The organism is Achromobacter mucicolens, from assembly GCF_902859725.1.
GTDB classification, from domain to species: Bacteria; Pseudomonadota; Gammaproteobacteria; order Burkholderiales; family Burkholderiaceae_B; genus Achromobacter; species Achromobacter mucicolens.
The window spans coordinates 20757-41847 of sequence record NZ_CADIJP010000028.1 but is presented as its reverse complement, the minus strand read 5'-3'; the positions used below and the strand labels follow the sequence as shown (position 1 = coordinate 41847).

Annotated in this window: 17 protein-coding genes; 10 read left to right on the top strand and 7 right to left on the bottom strand. The window is 66.2% G+C overall.

Annotation, left to right across the window (positions count from 1 at the left end):
- Nucleotides 1-16 precede the first annotated feature (16 nt).
- The 3 genes from HV786_RS25485 (at nucleotide 17) to HV786_RS25475 (ending at nucleotide 3867) form a co-directional block, all read left to right on the top strand.
- Nucleotides 17-1279 carry a 4-aminobutyrate--2-oxoglutarate transaminase gene (locus HV786_RS25485; RefSeq protein WP_056323744.1) on the top strand — a complete coding sequence of 421 codons (1263 nt, stop codon included), beginning with the start codon at nucleotides 17-19 and terminating at the stop codon, nucleotides 1277-1279.
- Nucleotides 1280-1421: 142 nt separating this feature from the next.
- Nucleotides 1422-2891 carry an NAD-dependent succinate-semialdehyde dehydrogenase gene (locus HV786_RS25480; protein WP_128828654.1) on the top strand — a complete coding sequence of 490 codons (1470 nt, stop codon included), beginning with the start codon at nucleotides 1422-1424 and terminating at the stop codon, nucleotides 2889-2891.
- 121 nt (nucleotides 2892-3012) lie between these two features.
- Entirely contained in the window at nucleotides 3013-3867 is an 855-nt protein-coding gene (locus HV786_RS25475; protein WP_128828655.1) for an inositol monophosphatase family protein, read from the top strand.
- Nucleotides 3868-4027: 160 nt separating this feature from the next.
- On the opposite strand, the gene HV786_RS25470 is transcribed toward HV786_RS25475, so the two are convergent.
- The 7 genes from HV786_RS25470 to HV786_RS25440 form a co-directional block, all read right to left on the bottom strand.
- Nucleotides 4028-4846, bottom strand: a complete 819-nt coding sequence (locus tag HV786_RS25470) for an NAD-dependent protein deacetylase (protein WP_128828656.1) — start codon at nucleotides 4844-4846, stop codon at nucleotides 4028-4030.
- 76 nt (nucleotides 4847-4922) lie between these two features.
- Nucleotides 4923-5870, bottom strand: a complete 948-nt coding sequence (epsC, locus tag HV786_RS25465; RefSeq protein WP_175212005.1) for a serine O-acetyltransferase EpsC — start codon at nucleotides 5868-5870, stop codon at nucleotides 4923-4925.
- A gap of 182 nt (nucleotides 5871-6052) precedes the next feature.
- Nucleotides 6053-7105, bottom strand: a complete 1053-nt coding sequence (gene galE, locus HV786_RS25460) for a UDP-glucose 4-epimerase GalE (RefSeq protein ID WP_128828657.1) — start codon at nucleotides 7103-7105, stop codon at nucleotides 6053-6055.
- Nucleotides 7106-7117: 12 nt separating this feature from the next.
- Nucleotides 7118-8785, bottom strand: a complete 1668-nt coding sequence (pgi, locus tag HV786_RS25455) for a glucose-6-phosphate isomerase (RefSeq protein WP_128828658.1) — start codon at nucleotides 8783-8785, stop codon at nucleotides 7118-7120.
- Nucleotides 8786-8798: 13 nt separating this feature from the next.
- The gene (locus HV786_RS25450; protein ID WP_128828659.1) at nucleotides 8799-10196 is read right to left on the bottom strand and encodes a phosphomannomutase/phosphoglucomutase; all 1398 of its coding nucleotides are present in this window, start codon (nucleotides 10194-10196) and stop codon (nucleotides 8799-8801) included.
- Between the two features lie 21 nt (nucleotides 10197-10217).
- The gene (locus HV786_RS25445) at nucleotides 10218-12479 is read right to left on the bottom strand and encodes a GNVR domain-containing protein (RefSeq protein ID WP_062839162.1); all 2262 of its coding nucleotides are present in this window, start codon (nucleotides 12477-12479) and stop codon (nucleotides 10218-10220) included.
- Nucleotides 12480-12544: 65 nt separating this feature from the next.
- Nucleotides 12545-13681, bottom strand: coding sequence for a polysaccharide biosynthesis/export family protein (locus HV786_RS25440; protein WP_128828660.1), 1137 nt, complete (start codon nucleotides 13679-13681; stop codon nucleotides 12545-12547).
- Between the two features lie 242 nt (nucleotides 13682-13923).
- On the opposite strand from HV786_RS25440, the gene HV786_RS25435 reads away from it, so the two are divergent.
- Genes HV786_RS25435 through HV786_RS25405 form a run of 7 tightly spaced genes read left to right on the top strand, consistent with a single transcriptional unit; the run spans nucleotide 13924 to nucleotide 21091 of the window.
- Entirely contained in the window at nucleotides 13924-15333 is a 1410-nt protein-coding gene (locus HV786_RS25435; RefSeq protein WP_056323712.1) for an undecaprenyl-phosphate glucose phosphotransferase, read from the top strand.
- A 46-nt stretch (nucleotides 15334-15379) separates the two neighbouring features.
- The gene (locus tag HV786_RS25430) at nucleotides 15380-15832 is read left to right on the top strand and encodes a GDP-mannose mannosyl hydrolase (RefSeq protein ID WP_128828838.1); all 453 of its coding nucleotides are present in this window, start codon (nucleotides 15380-15382) and stop codon (nucleotides 15830-15832) included.
- Between the two features lie 5 nt (nucleotides 15833-15837).
- Entirely contained in the window at nucleotides 15838-17268 is a 1431-nt protein-coding gene (locus HV786_RS25425; protein WP_128828661.1) for a mannose-1-phosphate guanylyltransferase/mannose-6-phosphate isomerase, read from the top strand.
- Nucleotides 17269-17299: 31 nt separating this feature from the next.
- Complete coding sequence (locus HV786_RS25420) at nucleotides 17300-17662, top strand: VanZ family protein (RefSeq protein WP_056324604.1); 363 nt, start codon at nucleotides 17300-17302, stop codon at nucleotides 17660-17662.
- A gap of 10 nt (nucleotides 17663-17672) precedes the next feature.
- Nucleotides 17673-18782: a GDP-mannose 4,6-dehydratase gene (gene gmd, locus HV786_RS25415; RefSeq protein WP_056323703.1), complete on the top strand. Its 1110-nt coding sequence runs from the start codon at nucleotides 17673-17675 to the stop codon at nucleotides 18780-18782.
- Nucleotides 18783-18788: 6 nt separating this feature from the next.
- Nucleotides 18789-19742: a GDP-L-fucose synthase family protein gene (locus HV786_RS25410; RefSeq protein WP_062839166.1), complete on the top strand. Its 954-nt coding sequence runs from the start codon at nucleotides 18789-18791 to the stop codon at nucleotides 19740-19742.
- 44 nt (nucleotides 19743-19786) lie between these two features.
- Nucleotides 19787-21091: a lipopolysaccharide biosynthesis protein gene (locus HV786_RS25405; RefSeq protein WP_235512728.1), complete on the top strand. Its 1305-nt coding sequence runs from the start codon at nucleotides 19787-19789 to the stop codon at nucleotides 21089-21091.

Here is a 21091-nt window from a genome sequence, read left to right as displayed (position 1 = left end):
TCTCATCGAGACCGAGATGAAGAATCAGGATCTGAATACCCGCCGTTCCCTGGCCACGCCGCGCGGCGTCGGCGTCATGTGCGACTTCTATGCCGTGCGCGCGGAAAACGCCACGCTGTGGGATGCCGAAGGCAAGGAATACATCGACTTCGCAGGCGGCATCGCCGTGCTGAACACGGGCCACCTGCACCCGAAGGTCAAGGCCGCGGTCACCGCGCAGCTGGACAACTTCACGCACACGGCCTATCAGATCGTTCCGTACGAAGGCTACATCTCGCTCGCCGAACGCATCAACCGCGTGGCCCCCATCGATGGCCTGAAGAAGACCGCCTTCTTCACGACCGGCGTCGAAGCCGTCGAGAACGCCGTTAAGATCGCGCGCTCGGCCACCGGCCGCTCGGGCGTCATCGCCTTCTCCGGTTCGTTCCATGGCCGCACGATGCTGGGCATGGCGCTGACCGGCAAGGTCGCCCCCTACAAGCTGTCGTTCGGCCCCATGCCCGGCGACATCTATCACGTGCCGTTCCCCAACGCCACGCAATCGATCAGCGTGGCCGATTCGCTCAAGGCGCTGGACCTGCTGTTCAAGGTCGACATCGATCCGAAGCGCGTTGCGGCCATCATCATCGAGCCCGTGCAGGGCGAAGGCGGCTTTAACATCACGCCGCCCGAACTGATGACGGCGCTGCGCAAGGTCTGCGACGAACACGGCATCCTGCTCATCGCCGACGAAGTCCAGACGGGCTTTGGCCGCACCGGCAAGCTGTTCGCGATGGAACACCACACCGTGCAGGCCGACATCATCACGATGGCCAAGAGCCTGGGCGGCGGCTTCCCCATTTCCGGCATCGTCGGCCGCGCCGAGATCATGGACGGCCCCGCCGCTGGCGGCCTGGGCGGCACGTACGCCGGCAATCCGCTGGCCGTGGCCGCGGCGCACGCCGTGCTGGACGTCATCGCCGAGGAAAAGCTGTGCGAACGCGCCACCCAATTGGGCGACAAGCTGCGCGCCCACCTGGAAGGCCTGCGCGGCAAGGTGCCCGGCATCGCCGACGTGCGCGGCCTGGGTTCGATGGTCGCGCTGGAACTGAACGACGCGGCGGGCAAGCCCGACGCCGAAGCGGTCAAGCGCGTGCAGAAGCGCGCCCTCGACGCCGGCCTGATTTTGCTAAGCTGCGGTGTATACGGAAACGTCCTGCGCTTCCTGTATCCCTTGACCATTCCCGACGCCCAGTTCGCACGCGCGCTGGACATCCTGTCCGAGGCGCTTGCCGCTTGAGGCGCGAGCCCTGACTAACCGGTTATTCGGCCGGCGGGCATAACGATTGCGGGCGTAGCAGGTTCCCGGCTTGGATCTCAAGCCTGAACCCTGCCGCGCCCGTCGTCGCTTGGCCCGCCGCACCCATCAAGGAGACTCCCAAATGACAGCACTGTCCCATCCCCTCGCCCGTCCCGACCTGTTGCGCGACGCCTGCTACATCAACGGCAAGTGGGTTGGCGCCGGCGAAGGCGCATCGATCCCCGTCGACAATCCGTCCACCGGCAAGACCATCGTGTCGGTGCCCAAGCTGGGCCGCAAGGAGACCGAACAGGCCATCGCCAGCGCCGAGGCCGCTCTGCCCGCCTGGGCCGCCAAGACCGGCAAGGAACGCGCCGCGATCCTGCTGAAGTGGGCGCAACTGATGATGCAGAACCAGAAAGACCTGGCTGCCATCATGACGTCCGAACAGGGCAAGCCCGTCACCGAGGCTGCCGGCGAAATCGCCTATGCGGCCTCGTTCCTGGAGTGGTTTGCCGAGGAAGCCAAGCGCGTCGACGGCGACATCCTGCAAAGCCCCAAGGCCGGCCAACGCCTGATGGCGCTCAAGCAGCCCATCGGCGTCACCGCCGCGATCACGCCCTGGAATTTCCCGGCTGCGATGATCACCCGCAAGGCCGGTCCGGCCCTGGCCGCCGGCTGCACCATGATCGTCAAGCCCGCCCAGCAGACGCCGCTGACCGCGCTGGCGCTGGCCGTGCTGGCCGAAGAGGCCGGCGTGCCGGCCGGCGTCTTTCACGTCATCACCGGCAGCTCGCGCGACATCGGCGCGGCCCTGTGCGAAAGCGACGTGGTGCGCAAGCTGAGCTTCACCGGCTCGACGGAAGTGGGCCGCACGCTGATGGAGCAATGCGCGCCCACAATCAAGAAGCTGTCGCTCGAACTGGGCGGAAACGCGCCCTTCATCGTGTTCGACGACGCCGACCTGGACCGCGCGGTCGACGGCATTCTGGCCTCGAAGTACCGCAATGCCGGCCAGACCTGCGTGTGCGCCAACCGCATCTACGTGCAGGCCGGCGTGTACGAGGAAATCGCCAAGCGCCTGGTCGACAAGGTCAACGCCATGAAGGTGGGCGACGGCTTTGAAGACGGCGTGACGCAGGGGCCGCTGATCGACCGCAACGCGGTCGAGAAGGTGCAGGAGCACATCGCCGACGCCACCGCGCAAGGCGCCAAGGTCATCGCGGGCGGCAAGCCGCACGCGAAGGGCGGCACGTTCTTCGAACCCACCGTGGTGCGCGACGTGACGCAATCGATGCGCTTTGCCAGCGAGGAAACCTTCGGTCCGGTCGCGCCGCTGTTCCGCTTCGAGTCCGAGGATGAAGTCATCGGCATGGCCAACGACACCATCTTCGGCCTGGCCGCCTACTTCTTCACGCGCGACTACGCCCGCATCTGGCGCGTGTCCGAAGCGCTGGAGTACGGCATCGTCGGCATCAACACCGGCCTCATCTCCAACGAGGTCGGCCCGTTCGGCGGCGTCAAGCAGTCGGGCCTGGGCCGTGAGGGCTCCAAGTACGGTATCGAAGAGTACCTGGAGATCAAGTACCTCTGCGTCGACCTCGGCGCATGAAAACCGGCGCGCGCGGCGGCCCGCCGCGCGCGCCAGTCGACTGCGTGGCCGATGTGCGCGCCGTGTTCATTCCGATACCATCCAGGCGTGTTAGATTTGCGCGTTCCCTGGAAGAGTCCGTATGAGCAGAACCTTCACCCTTGAGGACACCCGCAGGCTGGCAGCCATCCTGGCGGAAACCGCGCAGGCGGAAGTCATGCCGCGGTTTCGCAATCTGCCCGAAGGCGCCGTGCGCGGCAAGACCTCCCCGCGCGATCTGGTCACCGACGCCGACGAGGCAGCCGAACGCCTGATCGCCACGCGCCTGGCCAAGCTGCATCCCGGCGCCGTGCTGATCGGCGAAGAAGCCTCGGCGCGCAATCCCGCCCTCTTGAACATGCTGGTCGACGCCGACCTCGCATTCCTCATCGACCCCATCGACGGCACGCGCAACTACGTCGCGGGCCTGCCACTGTTCGGCATGATGATCGCGGCCTGCCATCGCGGCGACGTGATCGCAGGCGTGATCTACGACCCGGTCAGCCGCGACAGCGCGCTGGCGGTGCGCGGCGAAGGCGCCTGGCTGGAATTCGAAAACGGCAAACGCGCGCCGCTGGCGGTTGCCAGCCCCGCGCCCCCGCATGACATGGATGGCATGATCTCCACCGGCGCCCTGCCCGAGCCGCTGCGCACCACCGTCAATGGCAACCTCTCGCAGCTGGGCAGCACGGCCTCACTGCGCTGCGCCGCGCACGAATACCGCATGCTTGCCGCGGGCCATTGCCATGTGGCGCTGTACAACCAGCTGACCGCGTGGGATCACGCCGCCGGCTGGCTGCTGCATCGGGAAGCGGGCGGCTATGCGGCGCATTTCGACGGTTCGCCCTACAAGCCCACCCACCGCACAGGCGGATTGCTGTACGCCCCGGACGCCGGAAGCTGGCATGCGGCGCGCAAGGCGCTGCTGGGGGACGCATTGGAATCCATCGAGACTTGACAGCGCGCTTGAAACCACCCCAAAAAAACTGGGGTTATCCCTAGGAGTTATCCCCAGTTCCTGTGGACAACCCTATGGAAAGGTCTGTAACCGGCCGAAAAAAGCGTTGCCGGGCAAGCACTTGCTTAGACCGCTCAAAAACCTGCCGACCCGCTTCTTCTTAAAGCGCTTCCAGCGCCACCGCGCAGGGCAGTTCCACTTTCAGGGTCAGCAGGCTGTCGGCGCGGGTGCGTCCCAGATTGATGGCGGCGATGGGCAAGCCGCCACGCGACGCGGCGGTGACGAAGCGGTAGCCCGAATACACCATCAGGGACGAGCCCACCACCAACACCGCGTCGGCGCTTTCAAGGCCCGCATTGGCGCGCTCCACACGTTCGCGCGGGACCGTCTCGCCGAAGAACACCACGTCGGGCTTGACGATGCCGCCGCAGCGCGGACAGGGCGGCACCTCGAACCGCGAGAAGTCGTGGCCGTCCAGGTCGGCGTCGCCGTCGGGCGCATCGCTGGCCTCCAGTTGCATCCAGTCCGGATTCAGCGCGTGCAGCTTTTCCTGCCAGTCGTGGCGGCCGCCCCGCCAGTCGCAGTTCATGCAGCGCACGGCGTCAAGCCGTCCGTGCAGGTCCACGACATCGCGGCTGCCCGCGGCCTCGTGCAGGCCGTCCACGTTCTGGGTCACCAGGATGTCGACGTTGCCGCGCGCCTGCAGGCGCGCCAGCGCCAGATGCGACGCGTTGGGCCGCACGTGCCCGAAGCGGCGCCAGCCCACCATGCTGCGCGCCCAATAGCGCGCACGGGCCAGTTCGCCGCCCATGAACATCTGCAGCGTCATGGGCGGCTGGCGCTTCCATTCGCCTTCGGTGTCGCGATAGTCAGGGATGCCCGAGTCGGTGCTGACACCGGCCCCGGTCAGGACGAAGAGCCGCGGATGGCGGTCGATGAAGCCGCGCAGCGCGGCCAGCTCCGGAACTGCTGTATCCAAACCTCGCTCCTTGAATTGCCACACCCGCGATTGCCGCGCCCGCCCGCCGCAGTTCGCGCCGCGCGGGCCGTGGCCCTCAGCCGCCCAGCCCGCAATCGGGCATGTCGCTGACCAGGCTGGCCTGCGTCACGTTGCTGCCCGGCGGCACGCTGCGCGTGAGCCAGACATTGCCGCCAATGGTCGACCCCTTGCCGATCGTCACGCGGCCCAGGATCGTGGCGCCCGCGTAGATCACGACGTCGTCCTCGATCAGCGGGTGGCGCGCCAGGCCCTTCTTGAGTTCGCCGTTTTCGCCGGGCGGGAAGCGCTTGGCGCCCAGCGTGACCATCTGATAGAGCCGCACGCGGTCGCCGATGATGGCGGTTTCGCCGATCACGACGCCCGTGCCGTGGTCGATGAAAAAGCTGCGGCCGATGGTCGCACCCGGATGGATGTCGATGCCGGTGTCGGCGTGAGCGATCTCGGCCACGATGCGCGCCAGCATCGGCACGCCCAGGCGATACAGGACATTGGCAAGACGGTGATGGATCATTGCCGCCACGCCCGGATAGCACAGCAGCACTTCGTCCACGTTGTGCGCGGCCGGGTCGCCCTGATAGGCGGCCATCACATCCAGGTCGAGCGCGGCGCGCACGGCCGGCAGCTGGGCGCCGAACTGGCGCACGATCTCCGTGGCGCGCTGTTGCGTGTCGGCGTGCAGGGCCGGGTCATGCCGGCCTTCGTACTGCAGTTCCAGACAGACCTGATGCAGCAGCGCATCGAGCGCGGCGCCGATGGTGTGGCCGACGTAGAAGTCCTCGACTTCCTCGCGCAGGTCGATGGGCCCCAGGCGCATCGGGAACAAGGCGCCGCACAGGTCCTTGATGATCTGGCGCAGGCTCTCTTGAGAAGGGAATTCGCGCAGGCCGGCGTCGTCGCGCAGGCGGCCGCGCGGGCCGCGCCAGGCGACGCGGGCCTCGCGCAGGCCGGACACGATGCCGTCCAGGTTCCAGTGTGCGGTGGGGAAATGGGTGGGGCCGCTCATTGCCGGACTCCGGACACGGAGCCGGCGGTTCCGGCAGTAGGATGGATAACGAACATGGGTTTGCCTCGCTGACGGTGCGAAGCCCCCGGGGCAAAGCTCCGGGCAATGCTGCTTCGCAATAATTCCGTCAACTGTAACCGCTCTGGCGCGCAGGCCGAAAGTCATCCGATATGGCGTTGGGGTTATGCCGTTGCCGGCTCGACCTCGTAGCCCTGCGGATTGCCCTGCTGCCAGCGCCACCCGTCCGCGCACATGGCGTCCACGCCGTGCGTGCTGGTCCAGCCCAACAGCGACGCTGCCAGCGCCGGATCGGCCCACATGCGCTCGACATCGCCCGGACGCCGCGGCAGGACGCGCAGCGGAATCTGGCAGCCATTGACGCGCTCGAACGCGTGCACCAGTTCCAGCACGCTGGTGCCCTGCCCCGTTCCCAGGTTGACCGCCACGAACCCCGGATGGGTGTCCGCATAGGTCAGCGCCTGCACATGGCCGCGTGCCAGATCCATGACGTGCAGGTAATCGCGCACACCGGTGCCGTCGGGCGTGTCGTAGTCGTCGCCGAACACGCGCAGAAACGGCTGGCGGCCCACCGCCACCTGCGTGATGAACGGAAAGAGATTGTTGGGCAGGTCGCGCGGGCTCTCGCCGATCAATCCGCTGGGATGCGCGCCGATGGGATTGAAGTAGCGCAGCGTGACGGCGCTGAACGCGGGATCGGCCACGCATACGTCCTTCAGCATTTCCTCGACCATCAGCTTGGTGCGGCCATAGGGATTGGCCGGCGCCAGCGGATGGGCCTCGGTGAACGGCAGGTATTGCGGTTCGCCATACACCGTGGCCGACGAGCTGAACACCAGCCGCGACACGCCCGCCTCACGCATGGTGCGCAAGAGGACGAGCGAACCCTGCACGTTGTTGTCGTAATACTTGAGCGGGTTCGCCACCGATTCGCCCACCGCCTTGCAGCCGGCCAGGTGCAGCACCGACTGCACGGGCATGCCCCGCGCCGCCGCCTGCGCCAGCACGCCGGCCACCAGCCCGGGCGAACGGATGTCGCCCTCGACCAGCGGGATCGGCGTGCCGCAAAGCTGCTCCACGCGGCGCACGGCCTCGCGGCTGCCGTTGCTGAAGTTGTCCAGCACCAGCGGCCGCAGGCCGGCGGCGATCATCGCCACCAGCGTGTGGGTGCCGATATACCCTGCGCCGCCCGTCACCAGCACGTGCGTGTCCGGCATGTCGATGCTCCGTCAGAGATGGGCCGCCATGCCCGGCACCCACGCATGGCGGGGACGCGGGGCCTGCGCATGGCTGCGGTAGCGGTCGATCCAGTACGACGTGGAGGCATCATGGCCCCAGTCGACCACGCCCGCCGACACCGGCACCGCCAGCTCGCGCTCGATGCCGCTGGCAAGCCGCTTGCCCAGTTCCACGCCGTATTGGTCGAAGGGGTTGATGCCCCAGACCACGCTCTGCACGAACACCTTGTGCTCGTACAGGGCCAGCAGCGCGCCCAGGCTGCGCGGATCGAGCTGGCGCAGGACGATCAGCGTCGACGGCCGGCCGCCCGGATGCACCATGTGCTGCGCCAACGTCAGCGCGCGCTCCTGGTTGTCGATGTGCGCCACGTCCAGCATCGCCTGCTCCAGGCTCTTGCCGCGCAACAGCGCCTGGCGCTGCGCAAGGCAGTTGGCCAGCAGCATGCGATGCGCATCGGGGCTGTCGGCATGCCCTTGCAGGCTGGCGATGAAGTCGACCGGCGCGCCTTCCTCGCTTTGATGCAGCCACTGGAAGAACGTGTGCTGGCCGTCGGTGCCCGGCATGCCCCAGATGATGGGCGCCGTCGGCACGCCGACCGCCGCGCCATCGCCCGCGACCCGCTTGCCCAGCGATTCCATCTCCAGCTGCTGCAGATAGGTCACCAGGTGCAAGAGGCGCCCGCTGTAGGCCGCGACGTTCAGCGAGTTGAATCCCAGCACGCTGCAATTGATCAGCCCGGCCAGCGCCAGTTGCACCGGCGCATTGGCCGCGAACGGCGTCTGCAGGAAATGCTGGTCCATCGCCTCGGCGCCCGCGCGCATGCCGATCAGCACGTCCACGCCCACCGTCAACGCGATGGACAGGCCGGCCACCGACCAGACGGAATAGCGCCCGCCCACCCAGTCGCACATCTTGAAGACCTGGCTGGACGGCACACCCAGCGCGCGCGCGGCCGGCGCGTTGGCGGTGACGGCCGCCAGATGGTCGGACACGTCGGCCACGCCGCCCTGCTTGAGCCATGCAATGGCGGCGCGGGCGTTATGCAGCGTTTCCGTCGTGGTGAAGGATTTGGACGACACCACCACCAGCGTGCGGCGCGGGTCCAGCCCGGCCACGGCGTCATGGAACGCATGGCCGCAGATGTTGGAGACAAAGCGGATCTGCCGGCGCTGCAGCGGTCCGCCGAAGGCCTGCACCGCCAGGCGCGGGCCCCAGTCGCTGCCGCCGATACCGATGTGCAGGACGGTGGAGAAGTCCGCCGTCTGGTCCACGCGCCGCACAAAGTCGGTCATGCGCGAATACTCGCAGACGGAATCCGCGTCCTGCCCTTCGGGCTGTTCGCGCGTGCGTCCCGCGCGCAGCGCGGTATGCCATGCCGCGCGGTTTTCAGTCCAGTTGACCGGTTCCCCGGCAAACAGCGCGCGGCGCGCCTCTTCCAGTCCGCGCGCCTGCAGCAGCGCCATTCCCGCGCCGTCCAGCGACGGCGACTGGCGCTGCATGGTCAGGTCCACGCACAACCCTGCCGCCTCGATCACCTTGAGCGCACTGGCGTCCAGTTCGGCATTCTGCGCAGCCTGCGCGAAAGCCATCCACTCGGGGCTGTTTGCCAGTCCGGAGTCTGCCCTTAACGCCTCAATCGCCTGTTGAGCCTTTCCCATCGCGTGATGCTCCTTAGAACGGTAAACGAATGTGAGGTGCAATGCGCTTGAACGCCTTGCGAAAGTCCTCCTCGATACGAGCCAGCGCGGCCACGTTGTCTCCTTCGAACCGGAGTACCACCGTTGGCGTGGTGTTGGACGGTCGCGCAAGGCCGAAGCCATCCGCGTAATCCACACGGATCCCGTCGAGCTCGTTGATCGACACTGCGCCGGGGAATTCCCCTTGGTCGCGCAGCGCCTGAACAAGCTCGACGCCTTCCGTGGTCTCCAGTTTCAATTCGGGGGTGGCGCAGGACTGCGGCAAGCTTTCCAGCAAAGCCGAGGGGTCCGGCGCCGACGAGAGGATTTCCAGCAGGCGGGCGGCGGCGTAGATGCCGTCGTCAAAGCCATACCAGCGCTCCTTGAAGAAAATGTGGCCGCTCATCTCTCCAGCAAGTAGCGCTCCCGACTCGCGCATCTTGGCCTTGATCAGGGAATGCCCTGTCTTCCACATGGTCGCCTTGCCGCCCGCCTCGGTGATGGCGCGGGCCACATGGCGGCTGCATTTCACGTCGTAGATCACCTCGGCGCCCGGGTTGCGCGCCAGCACGTCGCGGGCGAACAGGATCAGTTGGCGATCCGGCCAGATGATCTGTCCCGATTTTGTCACCACGCCCAGCCGGTCGCCGTCGCCGTCGAACGCCAGACCCACCTCGCAATCCGAATAGCGCAGGCAATAGATCAGGTCCTGCAGGTTGTGGGGATCGGCCGGATCCGGGTGATGCCCCGGAAAAGAGCCGTCCACTTCGCAGAACAGTTCGGTGACCTCGCAGCCAAGCGCCCGAAAGAGCCCCGGCGCCACCGCGCCCGCCACCCCGCTGCCGCAATCGATGGCGATCTTCATGGGCCGCGCCATGCGGATGTCGCCCACCAGGCGCGCCGCATAGCAGGGCGTGATCTGCATCTGTGTGCGCCCGCCGGGCACCGGCGCCGAATCGATCGGCTGGCGCATCGCATCGCGCAGCGCCGTCAGGCCCTCGCCGTACAACGAACCGCCCTCCATCACGATCTTGAAGCCGTTGTGCGTGGGCGGGTTATGGCTGCCCGTCACCGCAATGCCGGTGCCGGTGTCCATCAGCCGGGTCGTGAAATACACCATCGGCGTGGTCGCCATGCCGATATCGATGACGTGCATGCCCGCCGAACGCAGCCCCGCCTGCAGCGCCGCGGACAATTCGACGCTGCTCAGCCTGCCATCGCGGCCCACCACGATCGACCGCACCCCCTGCTCGTGGGCCTTGGCGCCCACCGCCATCCCCAGGCTATGGGCAAACCTTGCATCCAATTCGTCCGGTACTGTTCCCCGTATGTCGTAGGCCTTGAAAACCGCATCCAGAATCTGCGGCGTGTCCCAGCCAAAAGTTCCGTGCATGCCAGTTTCTCCGGGTGGCGTTCACTTGGGACCGTTGTGTTTGAAATCACCGTAGTACGCCGCACGGGAGTAGCGATAACCGCCGTACTTGGACCGGAAGCCAAAGCGTTCCGGCATCAGCTTCAAGCCATTGAAGAGCACGCCGTCCACCGGGGCGCCCGCCTGGATCAGGCGCTTGGCCGTCTCGCGGATCTCGCCCACCGTGTTCATGCCGGACCGCACCACCACCATGACGGCCGCGGCGTGCGTGCCGACCACGGCCGCGTCGGGCGAGGACAGCACGGGCGCCGTGTCCAGGATCACCATGTCGTACTGCGTGGCCAGTTCCCGCAGGGTTTCGCCGAAGACGGGCGAGGCCAGCAGCTCGGACGGGTCGAAGGTCACGGCACCCGTGGCGATGAAGTCCACGCCCTCGGACACGCTGTGCTTTCTGACGCGGCTGAGCGGGATCGTGCCGGTCAGCACTTCGAACAGGCCATCTTCCTTGGGCACGCCGAAGTAGCGGTTGAGCTGGCCCTTGCGGAAGTCGGCATCGATCAGCAGCACGCGCTTGCCGACGCCACCCTGGATGAAGGCAAAATTTGCCGACAGGAAGGATTTACCCACGCCCGCCACCGGCCCCGTAAACATGACCATGTTGTTGGCCGACTGGCGCAGCGAGGCCTGCAGCACGTTGCGGAACGACCGCAAGCTTTCGATCGGTGGCGAGTTGCCCTGGCTCTGGGCCAGCAGCGCGGGCACGGTGGCGTTCTTGCGCCGGCTGCGGCGCCAGAGCTTGTCCTGCACGTCGCTGTACGGAATGGCCGCCAGCACCGGCAGGCCGGTATGGCGCTCGACGTCTTCCGGCTCGGACAGGCCGCCGAACAGGGCGTTGCGCACGAACGCGCACAGGATGGCGAAGATCAGGCCAGCCGCGGTGGCCACGCCAATGATGATCGCGGCCTTCGGACGCACCGGCTTGTCGGGCTGCACGGCCGCATCCAGGATGCGCACGTTGCCCACCTTGCCGGCGCGGATCAGCTTGAGCTGTTGCGTGTTGTTGAGCAGCGCCGTGTACAGCTCGGTGTTGACGCGCACGTCGCGCACCAGGCGCACCACATCCTGTTCCAGATCGGGCAGCTGCTTGATGTTGTTGCCCAGGCGGTTGACGTCGCCCGTCAGCGATGCGATCTGGCGGTCGATGCCCACGATGCTCGGGTGCGTCGGCGCAAAGCGTGTGATCAGTTCCTGGCGCTTCTGGCGCAGTTCCATCACGCGGGTCTGCGCGTCCACCGACTGCGCGAGGATCAGCTTGGCTTCCTCGCTCAGGTCGATCGTGCCGCGCTTGTTGCGCAACTGGTTGTACTTGGTTTCCGCGGCGTCGAGCTCGGCCTTCAGTTGCGGCAGCTGCTGCTCCAGGAACACCAGCGACTTCTCGGCCTGGGCCGACTTGCGGTTCACGTTCTGCTGCACGTATTCCTGGCCGATCTGGTTCAGCACCGCGGTCGTCAGCGCCGGATCGTTGCCCTCCAGCGTGACGCCGATCACGCCCGAGGCGCGGCCGCGTTCAAAGATGCCCATGTGCGACTGCACGTTCTCGATGGCCGCCAGCCGCGAGCTGCGCGACACCGTGAACTCGGTGCCCGGACGGCCCGACAACGCGTCGACATGCACGTCCATGGCGCCGCCGCCCGGCAGCAGGAAGCGTTCGGGCTTGCCCACCGTGCCGGTGAACGTTGCGCCGGTCAGCTTGTCGCTAAGCGTGTAGCGGCCTTCGCCCAGCGTGGTCAGGCGAAACGGCTTGCCCAGCCATTCGTTGGGCACGTCCAGTTGCGAGATCGCGATGGTCTCGCCGCCCCACGCATAGCCGCCGCGCGGCAAACCGGACGGATAAGGCAGGCTTTCATAGCGCTGCGCGAGCCACTCGCCCACCACGGGGAAATAGCGCGGCTTGGCGTGGATGTAGAGCAGGAACTTGTCGACCGCGGGACCGACGACCATGCGCGAACGCAGCACTTCCATTTCGCCGGACGTTTCCGCCTTGGTGTCGAACATCGACGACACATCGCCCAGCAGGCTTCTCGCCTGCCCGTTCGGGAGCTCCTCCTCGACCTGCACGATGATGTCAGCCGAATAGACCGACGGCGTCACCATCACGTAGGCCAGCGCGCCGAGAAACGCAAACAGGGTGATCGCAATGATCATCCAGCGGTTGGAAAAAATGGCGTCCACGTGGGACGACAAGGGGGTTTCCTGCTGACGGGCCGGTACTGACGGCTCGAACGATTCGATGGGCAACGACATGCAGCTCTCCAGGAGAGGGCGCCGCCGCGGTTGCGGCGCCCCCAAAGGCGGGTTTTTCAGGCGGACTAATCGATGGACTTGACGGTCTGTACGGTTTGCGCGCTCGGGAACAGGTTGCTGATGAAGCGGTTCCACCGCACCAGGCTGGCCGTATCCACGAACACGACGTCTTTGGGTTGCAATTCAAACTTCGCGCCTACCGCAAGGGCTTGCGGCGACGCGGCGTTCAAGTGGTAGACCAAAGGCTTTGCCTCCTCCGTGGCGCGCACGACGAAAATTTGCGAAGGGTCGGCCGTGAGCTGGTTCGGCCCGCCCGCCAGGCCCAGTGCTTCGGTCAGCGACATGCGGCCATCGCGCATGACCGAGGCGCCGGGCAGGAAGACTTCGCCCATCACGAACACCTTGCTGTCGTCGCGCGGCGTGACTCTCACGATGTCCCCTGCCTTGAGCATGACCTGGTTCAGATCCTGGCCGCGCTCGATCAGCGCGGGAAGGTTCACGCGAGTACGACGGCCATCGCGGATCACATAGACCGCACTGCGGTCGCCGGTAGGCAGAATGCCTCCGGCCCTGTTGAGCGCTTCCAACAGGGTCATGGGAACATCGTTGATCGCAACCGTACCCGGCGTCGTTACCTCGCCATCGACGAAGATGCGCTTGCTGCGAAATCCCAGAACGCGTACGGTGATCTGCGGGTCCTGTATGTACTTGCCCGAACTATTGACTATGAGATTGCGCGCCTGAAGTTCAGTCAACCCCGCCACTTTCAGCAGTCCCGTATACGGAAACTGGATATATCCAGTGGATGAGACCGTATAGCCCGGAATGCCCGAGGCGGTATCCCCGATGGCTAATTCCGTTGCCCCTGATCCGATGGCGTAGGTTTGCGTCGGAAGCACGAGTTCGGGGTGATCCCACACGACGATCGACAGGATGTCTCCAGGCCCGATGAGGTAGGGACCGGGCTTGCCAACCAGGTGGCCAATGCCTTCGTTGTCGAGCAGCGCTTCACGCGCGCGCTGCTCATCGAGCACCAGCGACGGCGTGATTTCCTTGATGACAGCCTTGGAGTTCGGGTCCAGCGGATCCGCGAGTTGATTGGCGCTGAACGTCATGCCGGGAGACAAGGCGCAAGCGCTCAGCGAAGACACGAGCGCGATAGCGGCTATGGCTCGGCTCAACGTTCCGAAAAGTGTAGTCATGGCGAATCCACTGTGAATGACTTCGTTGCTTGGAAAGGAGCCCGATGCGTAACGGGTTGCGACATTCCACACGCTTTTCCTAGTCCCGCACATTCGACGGATGCCCTAAGCCTTCTCCTACATCGTTTGGAGGTTTCGGGTGAGTTGCGCTCTCAATAAGATTTTGTCGGTAGCCACATGCTTTGCGGCACTGCACAGTCGTTGCTTGCCGCAGGGTGCTTCCCCCCGAACAGGAGTGCGCGATGGACCCGTCCCAAACGGACACGTCGGCAAGGTTCAGCGGAGCAAGCTATCTGTATCGCTTGCTCGACGCCGCGATCGTCATCACCTGCGGCCTGACTGCCACCGGTTTGAAATTCTCGGAAGAGGCCTTGACGGATCCTCCGCAGATTCATCTGTTCCTGATCTACCTTTGCGGCCTGGGTGCGATCGCGATCTTCCCGGCCTTCCGCCTGTATGTGTCGTGGCGCGGACGCCTCCTGACCGATCTGGTGGTGCGCAGCCTGGCTGCGTGGGCCACCGTGTTCGCGTTGGGCATCTTCGTCAGTTTTCTCATGCACCAGACCGGCGCGATATCCCGCTTATGGGCTGCAACCTGGTTCGGCATGACGGCGCTGGCGCTGGCCGGCGTGCGCATCGCCGTGTATGCGGCGCTGGGCGCGGCGCGCGATCGTGGCATGGACAAGAAGCGCGTGCTGCTGGTGGGCTTTGGCGCGCTGGGCCACGACATGTGGCGCCGCGTGGAAAAGTACCGCGAGGCCGGCTACCAGATATCGGGGATCTACGCCGAACCGCATGAGATCCTGCCGCCGCAGGTCCGCCGTCTGCATGACCTGGACAACCTGACCACCTTCGTGCGCGAAAACAACGTGCGCGAAATCTGGATCGTGCTGCCGATGGAAGCCGGCCAGGAGTTGCGCGAGGTGCTCTATCACCTGCGCAACGACCTGGTGGACATCCGCTGGATTCCCGATGTCATGTCCATTCAGTTGCTGGGCCATCGCATCGGCGAATTCCTGGGGCTGCCCGCGATCCAGTTGAACAGTCTGCCGGCCGCCGGCGTGCGCGGCTGGGCCAAGGAGGCCTTCGACCGCAGCTTTGCGCTGTGCGCGCTGATTGGCCTGGCGCCCGTGATGCTGACCGTGGCCTTGCTGATCAAGCTGACCTCGCGCGGCCCGGTCTTTTTCACGCAGCCGCGTCTGGGCGTGGACGGCAAGGTGTTCCACGTCTACAAGTTCCGCACCATGACCGTGCACCAGGAACAGGGCGTGGTCACGCAAGCCACGCGCAATGACAGCCGCGTCACGCGCATCGGCGGTTTCCTGCGCCGCACCAGCCTGGACGAGCTGCCGCAGTTCCTGAACGTGCTGATGGGCGACATGTCGGTGGTGGGCCCGCGCCCGCATGCGCTGGAGCACAACGAAATGTACAAGGACCTGGTGCAGCGCTACATGATGCGCCATCGCGTCAAGCCGGGCATCACCGGCTGGGCGCAGGTCAACGGCTTTCGCGGCCAGACCGACACGCTGCGCAAGATGAGCGACCGCGTCGAACACGACATCTACTACATCCAGCATTGGACGTTCCGGATGGATCTGCTGATCATCGCGCGCACGGCGGTATCGGGTTGGACGGGCCGCAATGTCTACTAAACCGTTGGGATGGCCTGTGCGTGAAGCGCCGGCGCCGCGGGGTGGAATGCTGGCCCGCGCGGACTTCCGCCAGGCGGTGGAGATGCTGCCGCTGGTGTCGATCGACCTTCTGCTGCGCGACGGCGCCGGCAATTACCTGACCGGGCTGCGCGCCAATCCGCCCGCACAGGGCGCGTGGTTCGTGCCCGGCGGACGGATCCGCAAGAACGAGTCCCTGCGCCACGCGCTGCGCCGCATCGTCCAGGACGAGCTGGGCCTCTCGCTGCCCGATCTCGCCTGGACGCCGCGCGGCGTGTACGAGCACTTCTATGGCACCAATTTCGCGGGTGAGGCGGGCCGCTCCACCCACTACGTCGTCCTCGCCTACGAGGCCGAGCTTTCTCTGGATACCGCAAGCCTTCCCCTGGCGCAGCACAGCGGCTACCGCTGGCTGCCCGGGGAAGTGATCGCCGCCGATCCCGGCGTGCATCCGTACACCCAGGCCTACTTCAAGGAGTGAGAGCCATGACCAACCCCCGTCCCCCGTACCGGGCTGTGATTCTTTGCGGCGGTTCAGGCTCGCGCCTGTGGCCGCTGTCGCGCGAACTGCTGCCGAAGCAGTTCATCCGTTTGACCGATGACCGCAGCCTGTTGCAGAACACCCTGCGGCGGCTGGACTCGGCCGGCGCGCAGGCCCGGCCCATCCTCGTCTGCAACGAGGCGCACCGCTACATTGCGGCGGAACAGGCCGAGGAGCTGGGCATCAAGGACGCCGAAGTCATCCTGGAGCCGTTCGCGCGCAACACCGCGCCGGCCATCGCCGCCGCCACGCTGCGGGCGATGCAGGATGGCGAGGACCCGATCATGCTCATCATGCCGTCCGACCACGTGCTGGAGGACGGCGAGGTGTTGAGCGCGGCCTTCGCCCAGGCATACGACGCCGCCCGTCAGGGCGCGCTGGTCACATTCGGCATCAAGCCGACCGCGCCGCTCAGCGGCTACGGCTACATCCAGGCCGACGAGCCCGGCGCCATGGCGCCGGCGCGCCGCGTGCGCCGGTTCGTGGAGAAACCGTCGCCCGAGGTCGCCCAGCGCTTCATCGAAGACGGCGGCTATTACTGGAACAGCGGCATGTTCGCCTTCCAGGCCTCGGTCTTCCTGTCCGAACTGGGGCGGCTGGCGCCGAAGATCCTGGAGCAGGCCGAGGCCGCCGTGGCCACCGGGCATGGCGATAACGGGCTCTTCCATCTTGACGGCCCGGCGTTCGAAGCCTGCCCCAGCGACTCGATGGACTACGCCATCATGGAGCGCACCGACAGCGCGGTGGTCATCCCGCTGGCGGCCTCGTGGAGCGACGTGGGCGCGTGGGACGCCGTCTGGGGCATCGCCCAGAAGTCGGTGGAAGGCAACTCCACCACGGGCGACGTCATGGTGGAGGATTCGCGCAACTGCCTCATCCATTCGACCAGCCGGCTGGTCGCCTCGGTGGGCCTGGACGACATCGTCGTCATCGAGACCGCCGACGCGGTCCTGGTGGCGCACAAGTCGCGCTCGCAGGACGTCAAGCGCCTGGTCGAGGTCTTCAAGGCGCAGCACCGCAGCGAGCTCAACCACCACCGCGAGGTCCAGCGGCCGTGGGGGTCGTACGACTCCGTTGGCCAGGGGCCGCGCTACCAGGTCAAGCGCATCACCGTGAAACCCGGCGCGCGCCTGTCCTCGCAGATGCACCACCACCGTGCCGAGCACTGGATCGTGGTGTCCGGAACGGCCCGCATCTACAACGGCGACAAGCAGTACCTGCTGACCGAGAACCAGTCGACCTACATCCCGCTGGGTGAGATCCACAGCCTGGAGAACCCCGGGAAGATTCCGCTGGAGATCATCGAGGTGCAATCGGGCGCCTATCTCGGCGAAGACGACATCGTTCGATTTCAGGACATCTACGGTCGTGTCTGAGCAGGTTTCAGTTCCCTTCTGGCGCCCGGGCGTGGCAAGGATTTGCCTGCCCGCGGCGGCCCTGTTTTTCATCGTGCTGGTCACGGTGGGCAACCTGCCTGGGCTGGCGGCGGACATGTCCGATGCCTTTGGCGACAAGCGGCTGCACCTGGCCGCCTACGCCTGCCTGACCGCGCTGATCTACCTGTCGGTGAACCGGCGTCCCGCGCTGGTGGCCATGCTGGCGGTTACCGCGTTGGGCGCGCTGGATGAATCAATCCAATCCTTTTTTCCCTACCGGCAGGCGGATCTCTTAGACCTTTTGGCCGATATCTCAGCGGCTGGTGCAACAGTAATCTCTTTGCACATTGGTAACGCAGCCATCGGCTCCTTTCGTGCAGTCACTAAGTCTTAAGGACACAACCATGCCAAAACGGGCACTGATTACCGGCGTAACTGGCCAAGACGGGGCCTATCTGGCGGAGCTTCTGCTGGCCAAGGGCTACGAGGTCCACGGCATCAAGCGGCGCGCTTCGCTGTTCAATACCGCGCGGATCGACCACCTGTACCAGGATCCGCACGACCAGCCCCGTAATTTCGTGCTGCACCACGGCGACATGACGGATTCGTGCAGCCTCATCCGCATCGTCCAGTCGGTGCAGCCCGACGAGATCTACAACCTGGCCGCGCAAAGCCACGTGGGCGTCTCGTTCGAGGAACCGGAATACACGGCCAACGCCGACGGCCTGGGCACCCTGCGCCTCTTGGAAGCGATCCGCATCCTGAAGCTGGAAAACAAGACGCGCTTTTACCAGGCGTCCACGTCCGAGCTCTACGGCCTGGTGCAGGAAACGCCGCAGAAGGAAACCACCCCCTTCTATCCGCGCAGCCCCTACGCCGCCGCCAAGCTCTACGCCTACTGGATCAGCGTCAACTACCGCGAAGCCTATGGCATGTACGCCTGCAACGGCATCCTGTTCAACCACGAATCGCCCAAGCGCGGCGAAACGTTCGTGACGCGCAAGATCACCCGCGGCCTGGCGCGCATCGTGCTGGGGCTGCAGGAATGCCTTTACCTGGGCAACCTGTCCGCCCTGCGCGACTGGGGCCACGCCCGCGACTACGTCGAAATGCAGTGGCTGATGCTGCAGCAGGACACCCCCGAGGACTATGTCATCGCGACCGGCATGCAATACAGCGTGCGCGAGTTCATCAACACCGCGGCGCGCGAGCTGGGTATCCTGCTGGCGTGGGAAGGCGAAGGCCTGGAAGAGACGGCGACCGTGCTGTTCTCGCCGGTGCACGACGTCAAGGCGGGCCAGGTGATCGTGCGCGTCGATCCGCGCTACTTCCGTCCGACCGAGGTCGAAACCCTGCTGGGCGATCCCACCAAGGCCCGCGAGAAGCTCGGCTGGACGCCCCGCACCTCGTTCGCGCAGCTCGTCAAGGAAATGGTCGAGAGCGACCTGAAGGAAGCGCGGCGCGATGCGCTGGTCGAACAGAACGGCTACGAAATCTACGCCTACAAGGAGTAGCGCGCCATGACGAACCTGGACCAACGCGTGTTCGTCGCCGGCCACCGCGGGATGGTGGGCGCGGCGATCACCCGCGAACTGCACCGGCGCGGCTACGAGAACGTGCTGACCCGCAGCCGCGCCGAACTGGACCTGGAAAACCAGAACCAGGTGCACCGCTTCTTTTCGACCACGCCAGTCGATGTGGTGTACCTGGCCGCCGCCAAGGTGGGCGGCATCCTGGCCAACCAGACGCATCCGGTGGACTTTCTGTACAAGAACCTGATGATCCAGTGCAACGTGATCCGCGCCGCGTATGCAGCCGGGGTGCGCAAGCTGCTGTTCCTGGGTTCGTCATGCATCTATCCGCGCGAGGCGCCGCAGCCCATTCGCGAGGACGCGCTGCTGACGGGTCCGCTGGAATCGACCAACGAGCCCTACGCCATCGCCAAGATCGCCGGCCTGAAGCTGTGCGAAGCCTACCAGCGCGAGCACGGCGCGCGCTTCATCTGCGCCATGCCGACCAACCTGTACGGCCCGCACGACAACTACGACCTGCACAGCAGCCACGTGCTGCCGGCCCTGATCCGCAAATTCCACGAGGGCCGCGAGGCCGGCGCGGAAAGCGTGACGATCTGGGGCACCGGGGCGCCGCTGCGCGAGTTTCTGTATGTGGACGACCTGGCGCAGGCCAGCGTCATGCTGATGGAGCATCCGGACGCCGAGGGCATCTACAACATCGGCGCCGGCCAGGACATCTCCATCGCGGACCTGGCACGGCTGGTGGCGCGCGTGATCGGCTACGAGGGCAAGATCGTCTACGACACCTCCAAGCCCGACGGCACGCCGCGCAAGCTGATGGACTCCTCGCGCGTGCAGGCGCTGGGCTGGCGGCCGGAGATCTCCCTGACGCACGGCATCACGCTGGCCTATGGCCATTTCCTGCGCGAGCGCACGCAACAGGCGCTGCCGGTCGCCTGACGGCCGCGCCAGCATGACAGACAGGGTTACCGATGCTTGGATTCGTGAAGAAACACATCGCCGGCAATGCTTCCTTCTGGGGGCTGGTGGAATACGGCATCGGTCCCGTCGCGGCGCTGGTGGCGCTGCCGATCCTCTTTCGCCAGCTCGGCACGGTCGGCTTCGGCCAATATTCCATGATCATCGCGCTGGCCGGGTTCGGCAACGCGGCGAACCTTGGCGCGGCGGTGACCGCGACCAAGCTCGTATCCGAGAGCGTGCACGAGCCCGGCGGCGCCTATCGCGCGGCCGGCGTCAGCATGTCGCTGATCGGCTGTGCGCTGGCCGTCGTCACCTTGGCCGCCGTGCTGCTGTGGGGCGTGGTGGGGCTGGGGTGGCCGGACGCCACCTTTGGCGGCGTGGCCGTCACGATGCTGGCCATGCCCGCCCTCGCCATCTACCTCACGCAGCAGTATGACCAGCTCTTTTCCGGCTGCCTGAAGGGACGCGAGGACTTTCGCGCCACCGCGCTGTGCGAGGTCTTCAGCCGCACCGGCACGATGGCGCTGGCCTGCGCGGCCGCCTGGTACACCGCCTCGCCCACCTGGACCGGCCTGGCGCAGGCCCTGGGACTGCTCATCGCGGGCAGCGTGAAGATGCGCGTGTTCTCGCGCGCCTATGACCGATTCATCGTGCGGCCCGTGCGCGACCGCGGCGCCATGATGGCCGCCTTCCGCTTCTCGCGCTGGTCATGGCTGAACAGCCTGAGCGCGCTGGCTTTCGGCTCGGTCGACCGGGTGCTGGTCGGCAGCCTGATGGGACCGGCGGCGCTGGCGATCTATACCGTCGGCGTGCAGGTCGGCCAGATCATCCATACGGCGTCCGTCGCCATCTTCCAGAAGGCGATGCCGCGCGTGACGCGCCTGTCCGTGTCACCGCCCTACCCCGGCGCCGCGGAACGCGAAATCCGCCGCATGATGCTGTGGAACCTGGCGCTGTCCGCCAGCGCCACGCTGGCCGTGCTGGCGGTCAGCAAGCCGCTTCTGAACGTGCTGCTGGGCGAGAACGTCGCCAGCGGCCATCTGGGCACCTTCCAGTTGCTGATCGTGGCGTCGGGCCTCTTGTCCCTGAACGCCGCGGCGCACTTCTCCCTCCTGGGGCTCGGCAATTCCCGCGCTGTCGCAATCCTGAACGGACTGGGCGGCCTGGCGATGCTGTGCGTCATGGCGGGACTGGTTCACGTGGCGGGGGAACACGCCGCAGCCTGGGGCCGCATGGCCTACGCGGCGATCACGCTGGCCGGCGTGGCCCTCGCCATCCGTCAATCCCGCCCCGACTTTCCGGGCGCCATGCCTGCGGCCACCCGATAA